General features: G+C 68.8%; 18 protein-coding genes, 2 pseudogenes and 2 riboswitches. Of the genes and pseudogenes, 8 read left to right on the plus strand and 12 right to left on the minus strand.

Translation table 11 applies throughout. From position 1 onward, the window contains the following. Window positions 1–214: 214 nt before the first annotated feature. The 7 genes from OWC43_RS12630 to OWC43_RS12660 form a co-directional block, all read right to left on the minus strand. Window positions 215–2,374 (minus strand): TonB-dependent receptor, encoded by a 2,160-nt coding sequence (locus OWC43_RS12630; RefSeq protein WP_393956938.1) that lies wholly within the window; start codon window positions 2,372–2,374, stop codon window positions 215–217. 115 nt (window positions 2,375–2,489) lie between these two features. Next, window positions 2,490–2,701: riboswitch (cobalamin riboswitch) on the minus strand. A gap of 89 nt (window positions 2,702–2,790) precedes the next feature. Next, window positions 2,791–3,312, minus strand: a complete 522-nt coding sequence (locus OWC43_RS12635) for an AAA family ATPase (protein WP_287741832.1) — start codon at window positions 3,310–3,312, stop codon at window positions 2,791–2,793. Beyond that, window positions 3,305–4,270 carry a DUF6925 family protein gene (locus OWC43_RS12640; protein ID WP_393956939.1) on the minus strand — a complete coding sequence of 322 codons (966 nt, stop codon included), beginning with the start codon at window positions 4,268–4,270 and terminating at the stop codon, window positions 3,305–3,307. Before OWC43_RS12640 ends, OWC43_RS12635 begins: the two co-directional genes overlap by 8 nt. After that, entirely contained in the window at window positions 4,248–5,063 is an 816-nt protein-coding gene (locus OWC43_RS12645; protein ID WP_393956940.1) for an ABC transporter ATP-binding protein, read from the minus strand. Before OWC43_RS12645 ends, OWC43_RS12640 begins: the two co-directional genes overlap by 23 nt. Further along, window positions 5,060–6,106: an iron ABC transporter permease gene (locus OWC43_RS12650; RefSeq protein WP_287741836.1), complete on the minus strand. Its 1,047-nt coding sequence runs from the start codon at window positions 6,104–6,106 to the stop codon at window positions 5,060–5,062. The genes OWC43_RS12645 and OWC43_RS12650 overlap by 4 nt, the downstream gene beginning before the upstream one ends. Beyond that, window positions 6,103–6,948 (minus strand): ABC transporter substrate-binding protein, encoded by an 846-nt coding sequence (locus tag OWC43_RS12655; RefSeq protein WP_393956941.1) that lies wholly within the window; start codon window positions 6,946–6,948, stop codon window positions 6,103–6,105. The genes OWC43_RS12650 and OWC43_RS12655 overlap by 4 nt, the downstream gene beginning before the upstream one ends. A 7-nt stretch (window positions 6,949–6,955) precedes the next feature. Then, a complete protein-coding gene (locus OWC43_RS12660) occupies window positions 6,956–8,923 on the minus strand; it encodes a TonB-dependent receptor plug domain-containing protein (protein WP_393956942.1) in 1,968 nt (655 codons plus the stop codon). Here OWC43_RS12660 and OWC43_RS12665 point away from each other — a divergent pair. Beyond that, window positions 8,915–9,052, plus strand: a complete 138-nt coding sequence (locus OWC43_RS12665; RefSeq protein ID WP_393956943.1) for a hypothetical protein — start codon at window positions 8,915–8,917, stop codon at window positions 9,050–9,052. The genes OWC43_RS12660 and OWC43_RS12665 overlap by 9 nt on opposite strands. Continuing rightward, a riboswitch (cobalamin riboswitch) is annotated at window positions 9,046–9,243 on the minus strand. (Overlaps the previous gene by 7 nt.) A 109-nt stretch (window positions 9,244–9,352) precedes the next feature. Here the strand turns inward: OWC43_RS12665 and OWC43_RS12670 are convergent. Further along, window positions 9,353–10,033, minus strand: a pseudogene (locus OWC43_RS12670) (adenosylcobinamide amidohydrolase). Window positions 10,034–10,344: 311 nt separating this feature from the next. Between OWC43_RS12670 and OWC43_RS12675 the strand changes: the two are divergent. Beyond that, entirely contained in the window at window positions 10,345–11,601 is a 1,257-nt protein-coding gene (locus OWC43_RS12675) for an IS256 family transposase (RefSeq protein ID WP_393956944.1), read from the plus strand. Window positions 11,602–11,689: 88 nt separating this feature from the next. Here OWC43_RS12675 and OWC43_RS12680 read toward each other — a convergent pair whose 3' ends face one another. Then, on the minus strand, window positions 11,690–11,938 hold the full coding sequence (locus OWC43_RS12680) for a hypothetical protein (RefSeq protein ID WP_393956945.1): 249 nt from the start codon (window positions 11,936–11,938) through the stop codon (window positions 11,690–11,692). 860 nt (window positions 11,939–12,798) lie between these two features. Here OWC43_RS12680 and OWC43_RS12685 point away from each other — a divergent pair. Next, entirely contained in the window at window positions 12,799–13,350 is a 552-nt protein-coding gene (locus tag OWC43_RS12685) for a site-specific integrase (RefSeq protein ID WP_342148095.1), read from the plus strand. 137 nt (window positions 13,351–13,487) lie between these two features. On the opposite strand, the gene OWC43_RS12690 is transcribed toward OWC43_RS12685, so the two are convergent. From OWC43_RS12690 to OWC43_RS12700, 3 genes are all read right to left on the minus strand, one after another. Beyond that, window positions 13,488–14,072, minus strand: coding sequence for a hypothetical protein (locus OWC43_RS12690; RefSeq protein WP_342148097.1), 585 nt, complete (start codon window positions 14,070–14,072; stop codon window positions 13,488–13,490). A 566-nt stretch (window positions 14,073–14,638) separates the two neighbouring features. Then, window positions 14,639–14,878, minus strand: a complete 240-nt coding sequence (locus OWC43_RS12695; RefSeq protein WP_245517645.1) for a hypothetical protein — start codon at window positions 14,876–14,878, stop codon at window positions 14,639–14,641. Window positions 14,879–15,306: 428 nt separating this feature from the next. Then, entirely contained in the window at window positions 15,307–16,083 is a 777-nt protein-coding gene (locus OWC43_RS12700; protein ID WP_393956946.1) for a hypothetical protein, read from the minus strand. 618 nt (window positions 16,084–16,701) lie between these two features. Between OWC43_RS12700 and OWC43_RS12705 the strand changes: the two genes are divergently transcribed. From OWC43_RS12705 to OWC43_RS12725, 5 genes and pseudogenes are all read left to right on the plus strand, one after another. Further along, a complete protein-coding gene (locus tag OWC43_RS12705; protein ID WP_060771608.1) occupies window positions 16,702–17,013 on the plus strand; it encodes a plasmid mobilization protein in 312 nt (103 codons plus the stop codon). 11 nt (window positions 17,014–17,024) lie between these two features. Next, a pseudogene (locus tag OWC43_RS12710) lies at window positions 17,025–17,474 on the plus strand (relaxase/mobilization nuclease domain-containing protein); the annotation flags it as partial. 67 nt (window positions 17,475–17,541) lie between these two features. Beyond that, a complete protein-coding gene (locus OWC43_RS12715; protein ID WP_342148103.1) occupies window positions 17,542–17,973 on the plus strand; it encodes a hypothetical protein in 432 nt (143 codons plus the stop codon). Window positions 17,974–18,035: 62 nt separating this feature from the next. Continuing rightward, window positions 18,036–19,907, plus strand: a complete 1,872-nt coding sequence (locus OWC43_RS12720) for a hypothetical protein (RefSeq protein ID WP_393958550.1) — start codon at window positions 18,036–18,038, stop codon at window positions 19,905–19,907. A 337-nt stretch (window positions 19,908–20,244) separates the two neighbouring features. Further along, window positions 20,245–21,165 (plus strand): hypothetical protein, encoded by a 921-nt coding sequence (locus OWC43_RS12725; protein WP_393956947.1) that lies wholly within the window; start codon window positions 20,245–20,247, stop codon window positions 21,163–21,165. Window positions 21,166–21,236: the final 71 nt, after the last annotated feature.

The raw sequence follows: 21,236 nt of genomic DNA on the forward strand, positions 1-21,236 counted from the left end.
GTGGATACGATCCTGCGCTCACTGCCAAGGGCACCCTCTCGCCATCCACAGGCGGCTGCAAGGCATCGCCCTCTTGCTCACTCAGGTCGCTCTGAAGCATGTTGAAAGTCGACAAGGCGCCACAAGCTGACGTTCGTCCCCACGCCGCAGCAGGTCCGGTCGTCAACGGTGAGCGGACCTGCTGCGGCGGACGACGATGCTCGCTCGGCAATCGCTAGAAGCGGCCGGCGAGCGTCAGGCGCACGGCGGTGGGCTCGACTGGGTGGAAGTGCCGGTCGGCGACACCCTCCGCCAGCTCGCCGGGCAGGCGAGACTGGTAGAAGTAGGTGATCTGGTCGGCCCGGGCATTCGTCAGGTTCAGGATGTCCAGCGACAGGCTCATCCCGTTCTCGAAATTGTAGCCGACGCGGCCGTTCAGCAGGGCGGTGGGCCGCGAGCGCAGCGTGTTGTCCTCGACCAGCGGGCGCGGGCCGAAGTAGCGGAAGCGCAGGGAGCCGAACCAGCCCAGCCCCTCGCCGAAGGTCACGCCGGCCGACGCGATGGTGGTCGGCGCGTCCGGCACGCGGCTGCCGGACGGGTCACGGTCGGCGAACCGGGCGTTGGTGACGGTGAGGTCGCCCTCCAAATGCAGCCAGGGGGTGAGCGCGTAGCGGTTCGTCCACTCGATGCCGAGGCGCCGGGTCGGCCGGCTCGGCTCGGTGGTGCCGGTATCGCCCTGGAACAGGTTCTCGGAGGCGAAGTCGAGCCGGAACAGCGCGACCGCAGTCTCCAGCCTGGCAATCGAGCGGTTGCGTATGCCGACCTCGTAGCCGGTCGAGGGCACCAGGAAGGGCGAGCGGGCGACGTTGAAGAGCGGGCTCGCCGGATCGACCGTGGCCGTCACGCCGCGCACGTCGTTCGAGTGGAAGCCGCCGCCGTAGTTCAGGTAGAGTTCCGTCTCGGCCCAGGGCCCGAGCACGAGGCCGAGCTTCGGGTTGACGATGCCGTCGCGGGCGCGCCCTGAATTGGCCGGCGTGTCGGAGCGGACGTCGGCGTAGTAGGCGTCGGCGCGAAAGCCGACGCTGGTGCGCAGCCAGTCGGTCCAGCGCAGGCGGTTCTCGTAGTAGAAGGCCGCGCTCGCCTCCACGACCCGGTCGTCGAGCACCGTGGAGCGGAACTGGCGGTTCTGGGTGTTGAAGAGCCCGACGCGCATGGAATCGGTGCGGGTCTGCACCCCGATCTCGTTCTCCATCGGCAACCCGGCGAGGTCACCCTGGAAGACGTGGGCAACCTCGCCGCCACCGAGCACCCGGTCGTCGAGCTGGCGGAACTGGTCGCCGTTGACGGGGTCGTTCAGGAAGTAGGTGAAGTCGTTGAACAGGTTCATCCGGTAGCGGATGACGTAGGCATTCGCGCGCGTGATGCCGGTCTCGTCCGTCTGGCTCCAGCGACCCGAGAGCGAGAAGCGGCCGGTATCGCCGCCATCCGTCGGGTTGAGGCTGCCGTAGCGGCCGATGATCCTGTCCGCGACCGCGCGCTCCGGGATCTGGTTGGTGGCGTTCCACCTCGCCCAGTAGGCCATGCCGGTGACCGAGAACCCGTCGGTGGCGGTGCCCTGGCTGTAGCGGATGACGCCGTTGAGCTTCCTCAAGCGATCGGGCACATCCCAGGGCCCGTCATAGGTCTGCGCCTCGCCGGCCACCAGAAGGTTGCCGGCGCCGAGCGGCGCGGTGGCGATGGAGAGCGCGCGCTTGTAGCCGAAGGAGCCGATCGAGGTGAGCGCGACGTTCTGCGCGACCGTGTCGAGGTAGTCGATCCGCACCGAGCCGGCAGAGGCGAAGTCGCCGTCGCGCACGAAGTACGGCCCCTTGTGGAACTCCACCGCGCCGACGAGTTCGGGGATCAGGAAGTTGAGGTCGGCGTAGCCCTGGCCGTGGGCGTGGGTGCGCATGTTGACCGGCATGCCGTCCACGAACAGGGCGATGTCGGTGCCGTGGTCGAGGTTGAAGCCGCGCAGGAAGAACTGGTTGGCCTTGCCCTCGCCGGAGTGCTGCGTGACGATGAGGCCCGGCACCTCCTCCAGCACCTCGCCGGGCCGGGTGATCGGACGGCTGTTGAGCTGCGCGCCCGAGATAATCCCGCCACTTGCTGCATCGACCGGACGGAGCGCGCCGCCGATGCCTGACACCCCACCGACGTAGCCGGCGCTGGCCGAGGCCGGACCGGCAGCAGCGGCAGTCGGCACGGCCACGGCGCTCACCGAGATCTCCGATAGCGTGACCTCGTCCGCGCGAGCGGCCTGCGCGCCGGCACAGGTCGGGGCGATACAGAGGGCGGCGGCCAGGGCGCTCGCCGCGAGGCCGCGCGGGACTGGCGGAGGCTGATGGTCGGACATCGGGGCCTCGGGGCAACGGCAGTGGCACGTCACCGCGAACGAGGCCGATGAGGGCACGCCGCAAACCGCGCGCCATCACCAACACCTGCCGACACACCCCGTCCGGCACGCTCCGCGTGTGACCACGATGGACGGCAGGTCTCCTGGCTCGCGGGTCGCTGCCCTCTCACCGTCTTCCCGGGCGAGGCGGCCCAGTGACATGGTGGCGGAGGTCTCACCGCTTACAGTTGCGGGGGCAGCCGCGGCATCGAGGCAGACCTTCGGCCCGCAAACCCTCACCGCGTTCCCGTTTAATCCCCGAGGGGAACCGTCGCGGATACGGTTAGCATGCCGACCTAATCCGACGTCAACGGACCGGCTCGGTATATCCGCCGCCTGTGCCCGGGACGCGACACTGGTCGGCCGTGGCGGCGATCCTACGACGCGATGACCTCGACTGCGTCCCGCGGCAGCACGCGCCACCAAGCATCCGGTGCATGGAAGGCGTCGTATGCAAACCTGAGCACGGTCTCGGGCTGCCGGTGAGAGGGGTCGAGGACACCGCGCTGCTCGTTGCGGGTCCAGAGCACCTCCCAGGGTACGTCGAACACCTTCCACTCCACGGCGAGCCCGTACCGACCGACGACCTCAAGCTCACCCTCGAACACGGCACGAGTCAGGTGAGTGTCGGCCATCACGACGCTGAAGCCCTGGGCTAGGGCGGCGTCGAGAGCGGCTACCTTCACGGCATGAAGGAGCCGGCGGGCGTGCGTGTCCCACCCCTGGCGGCGAACCTCCCAGTAAACCTGTCGATCCGGCGGCCAGAGGGCTTGCCGGAGGTCGTCGAGGGTCAGGTGGACCCATCCATCCAGCGGGTCGAACCGACGTGCGTAGGTCGTCTTGCCCGCCCCGGGGCAGCCGATCAGCCCGACCACGCGCTGACGGCGAGGATCAGGCATGGTCGGGGACAGCCTCGTCCTCGTCGGCCTTAGGATCGGTCTCGACGACCTCACCCCGGAGGTACCGGGCTTGTACCTCGGCCACGCGGCGTGCCGCTTGAGCGTGACGGCTCGACACTGGGCTGTCCGGGCGATGCTCGCCACCCCGCTTAACCGCGAGCAGATCTGGATCGCCCCAACGGTCAAGCAGGACTTGAAAGGCTTCGTACCGGGCAGCGTCGAAGGCGATCCGCTGGCCCATCATGTCCTTGTAGGGGTGGGCTGGGTGCAGGCCGACGCACGGCACCCAGCCCGCCGGGATCGGCGTCGTCGCGGCGTGCGTGCGCCCGCTCCGCAGGAGTTTCGGCAGGACGTGGGTGTGCGGGCCCTCGGGGCTCGTGCCGCCCGGTCCCGGGATCGGGGCGTAGACTTCGACCCGACCGATCCGAGCGAGAAACACACGATGCGGGCTCATGGCGACGAGTTGCCGACCGATGGGGTTCGCGTGATCGAACAGGGGTTGTCCGACACCTAACCGGAGGCAGGCGATGGCCTCTGGGTCGCTCGTGCGCACGCAGGCGTCGACCGCGAGCAGGTCGAGTCCGAGGTCAAACAAGATGGCATCCCGGTCCTGTTCGCGAGCGGCATCTCGGTCCGGGCCGAGTTCGATCACCACGCCGCGCTGGCTCATGGCGCAGGCGCCTTCCGGTAGGCACAGGGCGACGGCGTGGTTCCAGCCGGACGCGACCGAGGTCTCGTAGGCCACCGGGCGCAGGTCAGGACGGGCGGTCAGGGCGATGGCGCCGCGCTCGGTCGCCATGCCCAGGCGCTCGTCCGGTAGCCCCATCACCGCCTCGTCCGGGTCGCGCATGAACTCAGCGATGGCTCCGAAGCTGCCAAGGCTCCAGGCGGTGCCGGGGTCGGCCAGGGCTTCGCGCAGCAGGTCCGTGACTGCCTCAGCGTTTGACGATGACGCCATCGCTTTCCTCCTTCGTGTCCCCGGAACGCGCCCAGGGCAGGATGTACCGGGTTCCGTCCGCGGCCTCGCCCCGCTCGGCCGTCACGCCGAACACGCGGGCCAGCAAGGCATCCGTTAGGGCTTCTTCGGGTGAGGCGTCCGCGATGAGGCGACCGTCGAACAGCACGACGATACGGTCGCAGAACCGGGCCGCGAGCGCGAGGTCGTGCAGGACGGCGACCACGCCGGCACCATCGCGCGACGCCGCGCGTAGCAGCGCCATGGCGTCGAGCTGATGGGCGGGGTCGAGGGCCGTGATCGGTTCGTCGGCGAGGAGCCACTCGGCCTCGACCGCGAGCGCCCGGGCGAGCAGCGCGCGCATGCGCTCGCCCGAGGACAGGGTCGGCTCGGTCCTGCCGGCAAGATGTCCGATATCGGTGCGTGCCATCGCACGCGCTACCGCGGCCTCATCGGCTTCCGAGAATCCCGCGAAGGTGCGCCTGTGGGGCAGCCGGCCGAGCGCCACGATCTGGCGCACCGTGATTGGCCAGCCGACGCCAGCGCCCTGGAAAAGGGCGGCGATGCGGCGGGCCCGTGCTTCGCGGCTCATGCCGGACAGCGCTTGGCCTTCCAGGGTGACCTGGCCCCGGCTCGGCGCGACCAACGCAGTCAGGACACGCAGGAGCGTGGTCTTGCCAGCGCCGTTCGGACCGACGAGCCCGACGAAGCGGCCGCGCTCCAGGGCGAGGTCGATGTCCTTGAGGATCGTCCGGCCATCCAGCGTCACTCGGACGTCGCTGAGGTCGAGGCTCATGCCCCCCTCCCGCGGTTCCGCAGGAGCAGCATGATCAGGAACGGCGCGCCCACCAGGGCGGTCACCACGCCAAGCTTGAGTTCCGGCCGGGTGGCGAGCAGGCGCACGCCGATGTCCGCCGCCAAGACCAGGACCGCGCCGGCGAGCCCGCTCGATAACAGGCCGGCGCTGGGGCGGGCCCCGACGAGCGGACGCATCAGGTGCGGCACGACGAGGCCGACGAAGCCGATGGCACCGGAGACCGCCACTCCGCTGCCGACGGCAAGCGCCGCGCCGGTGACGAGACGCAGCCGCACCGAGACGAGACCGACCCCAAGGCTCGCCGCGGTGTCCTCGCCAAGGGTCAGCGCATCGAGGGCGGAACCGATCGAAAGCATCAGGCCCCAGCCGATCACCATCAACGGCAGGCACAAGACGACGTGGTCCAGGCTGCGGTCGGCCAGAGAACCCATCAGCCAGAACACGATCTCCAGGGCCGCGTAGGGGTTCGGGGACAGGTTGAGCGCCAGCGCGGTCAGGGCGCTGGCGAGGCTCGACAGGCCGACGCCGGCCAGGATCAGCCCCAGCGTGCTGCTGCCGCGCGCTGCGAGTGCGTTGAGGAGCAACGCCGCCACGCCCGCGCCGGCGATGCCGCCGAGCGGCAGGGCGAGGCTTAAGGAAGCAGCGAGGCCACCATAGAAGACGAGCACGGCGCCGAGCGCCGCGGCCGAGGAGATGCCGAGGATGCCGGGATCGGCCAGCGGGTTGCGCAGGTAGCCCTGCATCGCCGCGCCGGTCAGGCCGAGACTGAACCCGACGAGCCCGCCCAGCAGTGCCCGCGGGACGCGCAACTCCCACAGCACCATGGCAGGCAGCGTGGTCCGGCCCGCGACGAGATCCGCGAACGCGGCCGGCACGTCGAAGGGCGCGTAGCCGATCGCGACCGAGGCAAGCGTCAAGGCGAGGGCGGCGAGGCCGAGGACAGCGATGACGACACGGCGGGCGCTCGGCGTGCCGAGGAGCCGCGCGGCAGGGCTGGCGATGGTCCGAACGGGCGCGTTCATGGCCAGGGCTCCCGCCCGTTCGCGGCGGCCGCGAGGCGCGCCACGACCTCGGCGACCTGGGGCCCCGGGCATGTCCAGAAGCGGTTCGGGATGGCGACCGTCCGATGCCCGCGCGCGAGCGCCCGGAAGACGGGATGGTGCAGGAGCGTGTCGGCGAGCGAGGGAAGGCCCGGCGCACCCTCGTCCACCACAATCAGGTCGGCGTTGGCGAGCGCTGCGGCTTCGAGCGGCACCTGTCCGAACCGGTCGCGTCCGATCTCGGCCGCCACGTTGACGAGGCCGGCTGCGCGGATGAGCGCGTCGCCGAGGCCGCCGGGCGCGACCGTGAAGGCGTTCGGGCGCATGACGAGGGCCCGCAAGGGACGGGTGGCCGGGGTGACGGAGGCGAGCCTGGCGTCGAGGTCAGCAACCAAAGCCTCGCCCCGCTCGGGGTGCCCGAGCGCTCCCGCCACCTGCCGGATCTGGGTGCGCACGCCGTCGAGATCGACCGGCACGCCGAGTTCGAGCACCGGCGAGCCGACGCGCTTGAGCATGCCGACCGTAGCGCGCGTGGTGAAGGCGCCGGCGATGACGAGGTCGGGTCGGAGCGCGACGACCTCCTCGGTGAGGCCGCGCGTCACCGGCAGTCCGGCAGCCTCGGTCGCGACCGTCGATCCTCGTGGATCGCGGGCGAGATAGGTGATCGCCAGCACCTGGTCGCGGTCGGCCAGCCGCAGGACGAGCTCGTCCGCGCACAGGTTCATCGAGACCACGCGCACGGGCGCCTCGGACGTGCCCGCGGCATGGGCCACGGGCACGGCGGCCAGGAGGGCCGAGAGAGCGAGGATAACCCGCGACGGCATCGTCACCTCAGAACGTGGTCAAGCGCACGCCGCCGTAGACGGCGAGGCCGGGCCCCAGGAACCCGGTCGGGTTCTGGTAGCGCTGGTCGAACAGGTTATCGATGCGCGCGAACAGCGTCGTCGTCTCCGACAAGACGTAGTTGGCCGAGAGGTTGACCAGCGTGAAGCCCGGGTTCTTCAGCCGCGTGATGGAGAAATCCCGATTCCCGTCGACGAAGGAGCCGATGGAGATCAGCGTGCCGGTGAGCGTCAGGTTCGGCAGCGGCGTCCAGATACCGGTGAGACTGACCTTATGGCGGGGGCGCCGGAGCAGCTCCTGGTTGGCGACCTCGTCCTTCGTCACCGTGTTCGTGTAGTCGACCCGGGCGCTGAGGCTGTCGGTGAGCTTGACCGAGACGAAGCTCTCCGCGCCGTAGGCCACCGCCCGGCCGACGTTCACGTTGGTCGAGTAGGTCGGGAAGTAGGCCGTCTGGATCAGGTTGCGGAAGTCGGTTTCGAAGTAGGTCGCACCAACCAGCACCCTCTCGCCGAGCGGCTGCTCGAAGCCACCATCGAACCCGAAGCTTTCCTCCGGCCGCAGGCTCGGGTTTCCGAAGAAGCGGAAGCCCGGATAGTCCTGGTAGAGCTGGCTCAGGGTCGGCGGCTTGAAGCCGGTGCCGACGCTGCCCTTCAAACGTGTCTCGGTGCCCGGAAGGATGTAGCTCGGCGCGACCCGAAAGGTGGTGGCGCCGCCGAACTGGTCGTTCGCGTCGTGGCGGATGTTGGCCACGAGGAAGGCGCGGTCGGTGATGGCAGACTGGAGTTCGGCGAAGCCGCCGGTGTTGCCGTTCGCGCGGTTCAGGCCGGTCGTCTCGATGCGCTCGTCCTCGCGTTGCGCCCCGAACAGCAGGAGGTTGCCTGGCGCGAGTTGCACGTCGCCGCGGTAGTCGAAGCGGGTGCGCTCGCCGAAATACGTGGTCGGCGTCGGCACCGAGAGCGGATCGAGGGGCCCGGCGAAGAGGCGGTCGAAGCTGGCGTAGTTGGCCCCGAACACGTTGTGGAAGCCCGGCACCGGCGTCCACTCGGCCTCGCCGCGCATGAGGAGCTGCTGCTGGTCGTTGAGGTTCCGGTACGGCAACGGCCGGTAGGGGAAGCCGCCGTCCGCCTGGTCGAGATAGGCGCTGTCGGAGAAGCGCAGCACGTAGTTCAGACGGAAGGTGTCGCTGAGCTGCGCGCCGAGCTTTGTTGAGACGGTCTTGGTGTCAGTGAAGGCGGTCCGGAGCGGCACGCCAACTGGCAGGAGCTCGAATGGTGTCACCGGCAGCGCGGCCTGGCGCAGGTGCTGGACGCTGACCGAGTAGTCGAAGATTCCCTCCGAACCGGAGATGCGGCCGCCCTGATTGGCGGTGCCGTAGGATCCGCCCTCGACGAACGCGGTGGCCCTGGCCGGTCCCTCGCCGCGCTTCGTCACGAAGGAGATCACGCCGCCGATGGCATCCGCGCCGTAGAGGCCGCTCTGGGGCCCGCGCAGCACCTCGATGCGGGACAAATCCTCGGTCAGCAGCTGGCTGAAGTCGAAGGCGCGGTTCGGGGTCGAGGGGTCGTTGACGTCGATGCCGTCGATCTGGACCTTCACGTGGTTCGAGTTGGTGCCGCGGATGAAGACCGAAGTCTGGCCGCCCGCGCCGCCGGTGCGAACCACGTTGAGGCCGGGCACCTGCTGCAGGGCGTCCGGCACGGTGCGGACCTGCTGGGCCTGGAGAAGGTCCGAGGTCAGCACCGTGACGCTGGACCCCGTCTGGGTGACCGGCGTCGGCACGCCGGTGGCCGAGACCGAGATCTCGGCGAGCGAGACGGCGGCCTCGCCGCCGCGCGGCACGTCTGCGAAGGGCGCGGCGACCTGCTGGGCATGGGCTGCGGGCGTGGCGAGCAGGGCCGGGCCGGCGCAGGACAGCGCCAGCACGCTCCGGAGAGCGGAACGAAGGGGATGGGTCACGGGAGACAGGCCTCGGGGCAACGGCTGTGGCACGTCACCGCGAACGAGGCCTCGGGAACCGCCTCCTCGCAGGATTGGCGGACCCTCGACACCCGCCAGGACACCCCGCCCGACGCGTTTCGCGTGTGACCACGACTGACGGCAGGTCTCCTGGCTCGCGGGTCGCTGCCCTCTCACCGTCTTCCCGGGCGAGGCTGCCCAGTGACATGGTGGCGGAAGGCTCGCCGCTTACAGTTGCGGGGGCAGCCGCGGCATCGAGCTTGCGCCTTCACCGCGTTCCCTTTTGATCCCCGAAGGGAACCGTCCCGTCCTCCATCCCATCGCAGCCGGGCACAGTCAATCACGCGGAAGCAGGCATCAGGCGCCTATTGCCGGAACGCTGCACCACCAGCACCGCTTTCGCTACGCGTCGCCGTGGCGGTACGTTGATCACGCAGAAGCGCGAGGACGGCTCGCATTCCTCTCCTTGCACCAAGCTGCACCACCTTCCGAGACAGCTGCGAAAACGGCTGCTCCGACAGCCTCGCCGATCGGGGTATGAAGGCCGGCGAACCAGGCGGGTTCACCGGCTTGAGGAGCGGCGACGACGATGCAGTCTGTGCCGGTACCCGACACGACCTCTCCGTGTGGCCGGTAATCTAATGCGAGAACGGCGGCCGTTCGCGCCTACGTGACAATCGAAATCGTCTCGATCAATGCCGCCTGCGAAAGGGCGCAGGATACGTGCACGAGTATGTTGATCGTGCCGAAGAGAGGAGGCGTCGATGCCTGCGAGCAGCCGACGCGCGTTGCATTCCCGAGACCGATCGTTGTGAGGCAGGTCGCCGATACAGTCCCGACCTCTGCCTGAGCAAGGTGATGACGTCGAACGTCGCGCGACGTCATCAGGGCAATTGCGTCGCCGTGCCCTGCCGCCGCCATCCGTTTTTCCAGAAAGGCGAAGGGGTCGAGGTCTTGCGGTAGGTCCGCGTCACGCACCTCCAACCAGGCAACCTTGCGACCACCTTGGAAGCCGGGTCGAATCATCGCCCAGCTCAGCAGAGTCTGAGCTTCGTGAAACGCCGTGACGAGGTAAGGCTGCTGGCAGGTGATGTGGAAGGGGAGCTTCATACGACAGTCGGGTAGCGAACGGCTTAGCCTTCCTGTCAGCGCATCGGCCGGTGGGTCAGTCAAGCGCCGAGGTCACGTCCACTATCGAGATTGAAGCGGACCTTAGATGGCATTGCGCGGAGCGTCAGCTTGGGGTCAGTAGCCCCCGCCCTGCTTCCAATGAGCTTCGAAGCCGTTGCTGGGGGGGCACGGGGGCATGCTCGACCGCGTTCAGAGCTATGCGGGAGATTGGGTGACGCGGCGGGTGTGAAGGTGGCGTATCGAGGCGGGTGTCGAGCCTGCCAGAACCTCTCATCGAGAGCGATACGCCTATGGACAGCCCTACCAACATCGTGCGGCTTCGTCAGCCCGAGGACATCGACGATCCCCTGACCGAAGTGCTGCGGGCCGGGGCCCGGCGCCTGCTGGCGCAGGCCGTGGAGATGGAGGCGGAAGCCTTCCTGACGGCGATGCAGGACCGTCGGCTGCCGGACGGGCGTGCCCGGCTGGTTCGGCACGGCCACGGGCCGGAGCGTGAGATCCAAACCGGGATCGGGCCGGTGCCGATGGCACGGGTGCGCGTCCGGGATCGCGGCGCGACGGGCGCCGAGGACCGGGTCCGGTTCACCTCGACGATCCTGCCGAAGTGGGCGCGGCGGACGCGCAGCCTCGATGCGCTGCTGCCGATCTTGTACCTGCGTGGCGTCTCCACCGGCGACTTCCAGGAGGCGCTGGCCGCGCTGCTCGGCAAGGATGCTCCGAACCTCTCGCCCGCGGTCGTGACGCGGCTCACGGCGACCTGGGCGGACGAGTACGCCCGTTGGCAGGGCCGCGACCTCTCGGCGCGCAGATACGTCTACGTCTGGGCGGACGGGGTCTACCTGCAGGCTCGGATGGAGGATCAGGCCGAGTGCATGCTCGTGCTGATCGGGGCGACGCCCGAGGGCAGGAAGGAACTGGTCGGCTTCCAGGTCGGTGTGCGCGAGAGCGCCCAGAGCTGGCGGGAACTGCTGGTGGACGTGAAGCGGCGCGGGCTGTCCATCGCGCCGGAGATCGCGGTCGGCGACGGCGCGCTCGGCTTCTGGCGGGCGCTCGACGAGGTCTTCCCCGGCACGCGCCATCAGCGCTGCTGGGTCCACAAGACCGCCAACGTGCTCAACAGGGTGCCGAAATCCGTGCAGGGCACGATGAAGGCGGACCTGCGCGAGATCCACGCCGCGCCGACCGAGACGGCGATCACCGACTTCGTCGAGAAGTACGGCGCCAAGTACGCCCGCGCCGCCGACGGCCTGATCAAGGACCGGGAGGCGCTGCTGGCGTTCTTCGACATGCCCGCCGAGCACTGGGACCACCTCCGGACGACCAACCCGATTGAGAGCGTGTTCGCCACGGTGCGCCACCGAACCGTGCGGACGAAAGGCGCCCTCTCGCCGATCACCGCCAAGCTGATGGTGTTCAAGCTCGTCATGGCGGCCGCGAAGACCTGGCGACGGCTGAAAGGTGAAAACCAGTTGCCCAAGGTCGTCGCTGGCGTCATCTTCCGCGACGGGACCGAGGTCATCGCGCGCCCAGATCACCGCGCCGCCTGACACCCTCCGTCACCCAAAACCCCGCATAGCTCCCGCGTTCAGCGAGCAGGACACATATTCCCAAGTTCTCAGAGTGGTGCCGGTTACATTAGGGCTCCGCACAGAGCGCTTCAGCCTCTCGCTTGTGCGTGACGCCATCGTATCCGGGGCAGCCGGTGAACGCGCTGTCGCGGATCTCACGCACCACGAACAGCAGCAGCAAGGCAGCCAGCAGCATCAACACGGCCCAGGCAGCGAGGTCCGACAGGCGCTCACCCGGCAGGAGCAAATCGGCTGTGCGACGCAGCCGCTGCGAGAACCGGCGAGGGTGCGAAGAGGAGCGACGGCTCTCGGACATGACCTGGGATCTGCAGTTTCAGGGGTACGACAGGGATCAGCCGAGCCAGCCACCGACCATCAGGACGAACAGGTAAGTGACCAGGACGAGGGCGACGCAGACGGCGAAGCTTTCAGGGGTCGGCTCTCGCCTCATCGCGGCGCCAGCCGCTCCAACGGAGGCTCATCGACACCGACCTCAGCTGCGGCCCCGGAGCGGTCATCCCACGAGAGCGTCGTGCGATGTCGGTGGCCCGCGATGGACATCACCATCCGTGTCGCGGTGATATCCAACGCGAGGAAGCAGCTTCGCACGGGAGAAGACTGCACTGGCAGGTGCGTTGGATATCTTCTCGCGTCGAATACCGCATGCCCGTCAACGCCTTAGCGCTGCGTTGGATATCACGCGCGGCTCGGCGAGCGCGGCGGCGCAGCGATCAGAGACAGTCTCAGAAAGTATCGAATCGCGTGTGATGGCACACATGGATCTTTACGCAGCCTCTGACCGGCGCTACACAAGCATCAATACGCCGAACAGAATTGCCAATTCTGTCGTACTTTGATCCATAACGTCTTTTCAGCTTGCAAAGGCCGAGCAGACTGCGGTATAAGCGCGGCTGTTGCATCCCACCACAGAGCGCGCCAGGCGCTTCCCAGGGCGGCGCCGAACAAAATTGGCAATTCTGGTCACACAAGCACGGGCTGCACTGCCGCGTGCGAGGACGCGCCGCCATGGCCCACACATCAGCTCCATCCGGCTTGTCGGGCCGACCGTCACGGCTCCATGATCGGCCACCCAGCCGGACTGTTTCCCACCGCGTCGCCAATCCCACTGGAATCGCGGAGAGGGACCGCTCCACCCGCTGCCCCGGTCCCGCCCGCATGTCGCTTCACACCGAGCAGGGTCGGCGCAAGTATCTCACCCCCGACGAGCGGGCCCGCTTCCTCGCAGCCGCATCCCGTCAGCAGCCCGAGACCCTCACCCTCTGCCTGATTTTGGCATGGACTGGCTGCCGCATCTCCGAGGCCCTGGCTCTCACCCACGCCGATCTCGACCAAGCCGGCTGCATCGTCAGCCTGCACTGCTTGAAGAAGCGTCGAACGGGCGTCATGCGTGACGTGCCAGTGCCCGATGGCGTGATGGCTATCCTCGACTTCGTGCACGACATCGGACCGATAGAGCAGCGGCTCTGGCCGATCAGCCGCAGTACCGCCTGGCAGCGGGTCAAGGCGGTGATGCGAGAGGCCGGTGTCGCCGCCTCGGCCGCCTCGCCGAAAGGCCTGCGCCACGCGTTTGGCGTCCACGCGCTGCGCTCCGGTGTGCCGCTCACCCTGCTGCAGCGCTGGCTCGGACATGCGAGTCTATCGACCACCGCGATCTACGCCGACGTGCTGGGAGCCGAGGAACGCGAGATCGCCGCCCGGATGTGGTAGCGCTTTTGCCGAAGAACCGCGCTCCGTCGCACCCTTCGGAGGCCGCGCGGCGGGAACGTGGGCTGAGTCATGCCGAGCATCGCGCGGTCGGCATGGCCGCTCGATCAGTCCGGCCGCGGGTTCTGAGCGATCCGAGTCTACTTGTCGGACGCCGCCCGCTTCCGTACTCGATGCCGGCGTTGCCGCTCCGCGGGCGTCATCGCGGTCGCCCCGAGCGCCCGACGCCCCGGTCTTTTCATCGTCGGCGCAACGGGAAGGCCCTCGCCCTCCAGTTGTCTGATCCAACGCATGATTACGCCGGGCGTCAAATCGTCCGGCCGCGTCATCATCAGCAGCACCACGGCCGAGAGCTTCGGAGCCTTCGTATCACGGCTCAGGCTCCGCATCAGCCACAACACGCCGGTGAGGCCGTACTCCCGGTAGGCACGCCGATGATAGACGACGACGAACGGCCAGCGCTGTCGCTCGCGATAAGTCGCGATGTTGGCTGTGACCGTGACGCTCTCTATGCCGGGAGGGGCCGAAGCTGAGTCTTCATCCCTCTGGAGGATCGACGCTCTCTTCCTGAGCCGGTTGGCCACGGCTCGCCTGTATCGTTCGCAGATCGGGTCGATCCGCTCCTTCAGGTGGCGCGCGTACTCCGATCGCATTTCGTCACAAAGGCTCTCCAGCCCGTTCTTCGTCACCGCATCGCACCGGAACGGCTTTATCGTGCCAGACAAGATGGCCTGTCTCCCTAAAAGCGAGCGTCGCCCATCTTTTGTGACCGATTCCGTGACGGGGCGCCAGGGCTGCCGCCGACCCTTTTCGTGATGCAATGCGTGACAGATCTCGGGTTCCGGCGCTGCGGCCGACACCGAAGTTTCGTGACGATATCGTCACGCGCTCGCACCCGACCGGATGATCGCTGTCGTCCTGCCCGCTGACCGTCGCGGGTCGGCAACAAGCAGCCTCGCCTGGCTGTAGGGTCGATGAGGCACGCGAAACGGGCGCGATCGGTTGCCCCGTCGCACCCGCGGCTCGCACCTGCCATAGGCCGAAGGATGGGCATTCGCTACGCGGCGACGTGGTACAGGCCGAGGACGTCCTCGATGGTGTCGCGCCTTGCCGATGTCACGCCACGGGCGCGACGGGTCTCATTCCGCAGGATGTCGTGGACGTCGTCCGGTCGTTCGGCCCAGGCGTCGCGAGCAGATCGAGCAGGACGGCCTCCAAACGCTGCCTCACCGCGATGTCGCCGTGACCGCCGCGGTGATCGCGCACCTCCGGCTCGGTGACCGGGTCGCGATCAGGACCGAACGCGTCGAGGTCGGGAACACCACATCACCCCCTGGCCCCCCAGGATCAGCGACGCGCAAATGGTCGGGGTCGGTGTACAGTGCTGGCAGGGCCGCCTGATCGTAGATCGTGGTGAGGCTCGGATCGATGCCACGGCGGGATCGTCGCGGGCGAGGTCGATGACGTGGCGGGTGACGCGCTTGGGATCGTCGGCGTTTTCGGTGAGCGCCTGCGCGTCGGCGATCAGCACGAAATAATCGTGGCGTGCTGGAGGATGACGCGATCGCGCTGGCTGCCGCAGAACTGGCCGAGATGCAGCGGTCCGGTCGGGCGATCGCCCGTGAGAATAGCAAGACACGGGTGAGTAGGGATATCAGACACGGATGGTTCGCCTAACGGGAGCCGCAGTGTCGGGAGAGCTATCGTGATTGCGAACGAGCCTGCCGAACGACAACGGTAGACTCGTCCGCTTGGGATGACATTCGGTGGCGCGCCTGGAAAGGAGCGCCACTCGAGATCGCAGGATGTCGCGGCTAGGAACGTCTTGGCCGCGTTGCCTCATGTCCGCTGCCGTGAGGCCAGGGCCGTTGCTTCATCGGCGTCAGCAGCGGGAGGCATTGATGGCAGCTCTGCCCAGGGCGGATCGCGCCGCGGGCAGAGCGATGGTAATATGATCGTTCAGAGCAGCGTGCCGGGCTCGGGCCGCACATGGGCCTGAGCATCGTCTCGCGACGGTGTCGTCGTACCGATCCCGCTCCAGGTGATGTTCGTCTCGCGCGGACGATCGACCTTCGCGTTAGCAGGTGCGGTTCGCGTCAGCATGTCGATCGACCGTCTCTGTGCCTCCGACACGGAAAGGCCGTCGATCGCCGGCGAGGCCGTGCTTTGCGGCTTCGCCAGGGCCGGACCGGCAGCCGTCGCCGGGTTCGCCATGTGGGCGGCCGGACCGGTCGGCGCGACGCTCCCCGGGGTGTTGAGCAGCGGGGCTGACAGTGGACCTGCTATTCCCCGAGCCTGAGCCTCCAAGCTGGGGCTGACCGGCGCTGCCGTCACGGGCGTGGCCGCGCCGCGTGGCGGCAGATCCGGCTGCGCGCCGGTGGGCCGTGTCGATGGGACGACGATCGGCCTATCCTGTGACCCGGCGCCTGTCGCACCCCGGTTCGCGGGCGGCGTCGGGTTCTTGGCCGTGTGACCCTTCTTCTTCGCCGCGTGCGATTGAGCTTCGGTGAGGTAGCGCTGCAGTTGCCGCGCGCTCAGCGAGCGCCCGCCGAAGATCAGGCGCTTGGCGATCTCGTCGAGCGAATGCCCCGCCTTGAGCAGCGCCCGGATCTCGGGCGCGAGTTCGGCCACCGCTTTGGCCGTTGTCATCCGCTCCGGTGGCGGCAGCGGTGTCTCCCGCTTCAGCCCGGCGAGGGCCGCGCGGTTGGCGTCCATCTCGCTCAGCAGGATCGGCATCGGTCGGGTTCGGGCTTTGGTCATCGCATGTCTCACGGGTTGGTGGTGGGGCCGGTCGGACCGCTTGGCTGCTGACCCGACACGCGTATGGTCACGCTTGTTGCAAGCTTTGGCAACGTGTCCGCAACGATTCGGTCGATAAATTTTGGTCTCACCATCATCTCGGAACTTGCGAATCGCTATTCGCGAATCGAGCATATTTGACATCAAACTTTTCCTTGCGCTTATCCTGCACCTGAACCTGCGCTGTGCCTGAAGGGCGGGCGCGAGGCGGTCGAAGCTGCGGAGTTGAGTCTGTGTCGATCTACGTAGATGCCGATGTACGCGCCCCAGGTGGGTCGATGGTGCCGGAGCAGGGCCACGGGTGCGCGGGCCGGGCCGTCGCTGTCCGTGCACGGATGGGCCGGTCATCGCTATCGCTCACCGGGTCTACCCGGAAGGACGGTCCCAGGGAGAAAGAGGCGGGCAGGATGCTCTTTGCTATCCGCGCCGGCCAAGCCGGGCGCGGGCAGCAACGAGACGGGGCCGTTCGGCGCTGACGCTTCTCACCTTCCCCTCCAGCCTGCCGGGGCGAGCCCCTGGACCCCGTTCCCTGAAGTACTCCCAGAGAGGACGCCGATGCCCGGCCAACGCGGATCAGAGACGCGGAAGCTCACTCAACAGGTCGGGATCCGGCTCACGCCCGAGCAGTTCGAGCACCTCGTCGGAGAGGCCCATGCCGCCGGCCTCACGCTCGCCACGCTCACCCGAAAGCGGCTGCTCGGCTTGCACATCACCGCGCAGGTCGATGGCGAACTGATCCGGGAGCTGCGCCGGCTGGGAGGGCTCGCGAAGCTCGCCATTCGCACGCCGGGAATGGCGGAAGCGGGACGCCTCGCGCTCGCCGACATCCGCTCGGCCATCGCGCATCTGGCCGAGCCGCCGTCGTGATCGGCAAGCGCATGCCCAAGCGCCTTGATGGCGCGCCGGTCGCTCGGCAAGTAGCTCAGCTGGCCGCATACATCGACGGTGGCACGGGCGGAGCGGAGCGCGGCGATATCCTGGCCCAGGGCCAGCTCCATCTCATCGCCGACACACGCACGGGACAGGTCGCTGAGATGATCGCCACCGCGATGGGCGCCCCCCGCGCCCGGGGCGCGATCGAGCACCTCGTGCTGTCCTGGCGGGCCGGTGAGCAGCCGACGGTCCGCCAAATCGAACAGGCACTCGCGATCATACTCGAGGAGACCGGCCTGCGCGGACACCAAGTGATTTGGACCCTGCATCTCGGCGGATCCGGCAACCAACACCTGCACGCGCTGATCTCGCGCGTCGCACCGGATGCGGACAGGCCGACGCGGGTCGCTTTCTTCCACAACGCGATCGGGCGCGCCGTCGCTCGGATTGAGCACGTACAGGGCTGGCAACGGGAGCCCTACGCGCACTTCGAGGTCCTCGAGGAACGAACAGGAGAGCAGCATGTCATCCGGTACCGGACACACGGCGGGCGGGGCACCGACGATGCCCTGGGTCGAGCGAGCGGCGCGGGAGGCGCTCGGCGCGCATTGCGAGGCCGCGGGGGCGCATCAGGACACGGGCGAGATCCTGAAGATGCTGCGGGAACGCGACGAGGAAGCGGACCCGCTCGCGGCGATCTCGGAGGGGCAACTGCTGACGATCGAGCGGCAGGCGAAGGTGCTCGATCTGCTCCGGACGGTGCTCGCGGTCGTCGGCGAGATCCGGACCGGACAGGACGGGCATGGCCTGGAGATGCAGGCCCTGCGTCTGGAGATGCAGACGCTGGGGACGCAGGTGCAGAGGCTGCAGACGCGGTGCGACGAAACCTACGACAGGCTGGTGCGGGCAACGACAAGGCCCGCGCAGTCCGCCGACTCGCCGAAGCCCGCCTGAGCCACGCCGCGCGTGTTCGGGCCGCCGCGGCACGGCAGCTCGATCCCGGTGCCGATCCGGACGTGGTCAGGGCCGAGCAGGTCATCGAACGGCTGCGCGCGGTCTCGGCACCGACACCGGAAGCGGCCCGCGCCCGCCTCGTCGCGGCGGTCAGCGCCCGGCAAGCCCACCGCGCAGCAGCGTCCGCGCCGCTGCTCGCGCGCAGCGTGGAGCCGAGCGATGCTCTGCCGGCGGGAGCGGCGAGAGCCGAAGTGTACCGCGGCGAGGAAAGTGCCGCGCGGCGGGTGATCGAGATCGCCGGTCCGATCGTGACGCGGTCCCGATCGTGGGCCGACCTGCACACGAGCCTCGCCGAACACGGCATCGCGTACGCTGCAAAGGGTTCGGGCGCGGTGTTCATCGTGGACGGGATCGTGCTGAAGGCCTCGACCTGCCGCGCGGCCAGTCGAGCCAAGTTGGAGGCGCGCCTCGGCCCGTTCCAGCCGGGCCCGGCAGGTGACGGTGCGCCACTGCCGCAGGGCCATCGCCGAGCACCGGCGGTCCCGTCGCCGCGGGCCGCCCCCGGCATCGATGCGGCGCTGTTCGCCGTCGCCCGACAGGCGCAGAGTGCGGCAAGTGCGGCGCGTGAGGCGTACGACGCGACCTATCCGGAACTGAACATCGCGCCTCTACTGAAGGCCGCTGTCGTCGGCCCGGCCCCGCGCGCCACCCCGAGCGCCCGCACGCTGGCGCAGCGGATCGGCAAGCCGCTGCCGCGCCTCGCTCCGCTGCGACAGCCGGAAGCAAGCGGCTCGAACCTGTCCGGCCTACTCGCGCTCTACCACGCCGGACTGCAAGCCGAGCGCTACCGAGCCGTGGCCGAGCGCACCCGCCCACCGGCCTCCTCCGATCAGGACGGACGGCATCGACCGGCTCCCGACCGGCTGGTGCAACTGACGCCGCGACCGATGGTCGGGATCGCCGCCGGCCGGTTGGCGCTCGAACAGGCGGCCGGGCGGGACAGTGCCATTTATCTGACGCCCTTCTCGGACGAGCGGCACCACGTCGTGCTCTCAGGGCTGCAAATCGAGGATGTCGGCCGATTGCAGGCGGCGGGCTTCGCCCCAACCCTGGTGCTGGACCGGCGGGACGGGCGCCACGAGGTCGTGCTCACCGCACCGAACCGGAACCGGCCCTACGAAGGGGCCGCGCTGGCCGAGGCGCGTGAGCATCTCCGGCTCAGCCTCGGCCTCGGCCGCACACGCTTTGGCCTGCGCATCGACGCGGCCGATCGCCCAGGCACCGCTCTGCCCGGTGACGAGCGTCCCGCCCCCCGGATCTACGCGCAGATCGTGACCGCGACGGGGGCGACCTGCGAGCGGCTGGGCCGTCTCATCTCGCACTTCATCGCTGTGTTCGCCCGGCGTTTCGGGCTCGGTCCGGGCTCGCGCCTGGGCCGCGGCGCGGACCCGGACGATGGCACGCCGCACGCCGACGCGGCGCTGTACTGGGCTCACCGCGCCGACCTGCTCGCGCGCTGGCAGGGTCGCTGGCCCGATCCCTCGCGGGTCGATGCGCTGATTGCCCGCCGCCTACGCAGCACCGGGCACAGCGAAGCCGCGGTTGCTGCCCTCGTCACCGCCTGTGCGCCGGGGGTGCCACGCATCGGCCGTCATGTCTGGACCGGCTACGGCCGGCGCGCGGCGGCCCATGCCTTCCGCGACGAGGCCGACAGCTGCTGGGCGTTCGACCGAGCGACACCGGCGATGTGGGCCGAGCTGGAACAGGCCGTGAAGGCACGCGCGCGGCCGGATAAGCCCAAGCCTTCACCCTTACCTGTGCCGCCGTTCGCCGGACCGGTGCCTCTCCCGCCGAAGAACGAAGCCAAGTTGGGTACGACACGCAGGAGATCGAGGAACGGCCGTGGTGATCCGGACGGCCCGGGGGAGCGGTGAGATCGGCGCTCAGGGAGACTGTGGACGCGCTGCACCCGAGGCAGGGCCGGATCGAGGCGGAGCGCAACAGCGTTCGTCACTCGGCGCCGCGATGCCTTGGACACAGGCCCCCGACAGTATGCGCGCGCCTGCGTTGGATATCACGAAAAACGGGAAGAACCCGCGCACCCAAGCCGTTGCTCGGGTGCTGGGAGAGCAGGGATTGAAGGGGAAAGGGCGAAGGCACCTTCGCTGAAAATCCCGGAAAGGACGGGTGAGGCAGGGCGGCGCTGGGACAGCGTCCGCTTCGCATCGGCGAGGCTCCTTCGATCTCTTCTCCGACAATGGATCTCCCCAAATGACACATCACGACATGCCCGCCGGTGCGGACGCGGCCGCTTGCCCGCTCGAGCCCACCGGCCTCTGGGTGCGGGCCACGGCGAGCCGGCCACGGCGTCACCACGACGGCTGGTTGTTCGACCTCCAAGCGCTCGATCCGACGCGCAGCGGTCGGCTTACCGCCTTCATGTCCGCTAACTTCACCCAGCAGGTCGAACAAGCTTCGGGCATCATGCTGCACGAAGAAGATCTCGTCGGCGATCACACCGTTCTGCTGACGCTCACCGTCGATCCGCTGCTCGGCTTGACCGGGCGGATCATCGGTTTGGATCGCGGGCTGATGCTAAGGGTCTGGGCCGAGCGCGACGCGAGCGTGCGGGAGGCGCTCGACGCCAACGGCCTGTGGGAGCGACAGCGCGAGCTGCCGATGCCGCGCCGGCTACGCCGGGTGTTCCTGATCGAGCCAGATGACGGCGCGCCGCACGCGATCGCGGACGGTCTCGCTCGCTGGCACGAACTCGGGATGATCGCCCTGATCCGCCACCCGCTCGCGTTCGAGGAGCCGGGTTCGGTGGCGGCGCTCCACCGCGCTCTCGATGCCGCCCACGATCAATATGAGTGGGGCACGCTCGACGCTGTGATCGTCGAACCGGGTACCGGCTTCGCTTTCCGCGCCCTGTCGGACGCAGGCCTGGCAGAGCGGCTATGCACATTCCCGGTGCCGATCCTGGCGCGTCGGACCCGGCCCGAGACGCTGCTCGACGGGCTCGCTTTCCGCAGCTTCGACACCGCACCCGACCTCGCCGCGCTGCTGATCGAGATCCTGCATCGAGAACTGCGTGAGGCCGACCGGCCCCGCCTCGAGGCGATCGCTCGCGAACTCGAACCGGCACCGATGGCCGAGGACCGGCCGGCCGACGGGGCAGCGCTCTTCGACTGACGCGCTCCCGCCCACAGTCCCGGCGACCGCATGACGGCCGCCGGGTCGCTCGCCCCCGCCATTCACACGAC

Origin of the sequence: Methylorubrum sp. POS3 (assembly GCF_043352485.1) — a bacterium.
Taxonomy (GTDB): Bacteria; Pseudomonadota; Alphaproteobacteria; order Rhizobiales; family Beijerinckiaceae; genus Methylobacterium; species Methylobacterium suomiense.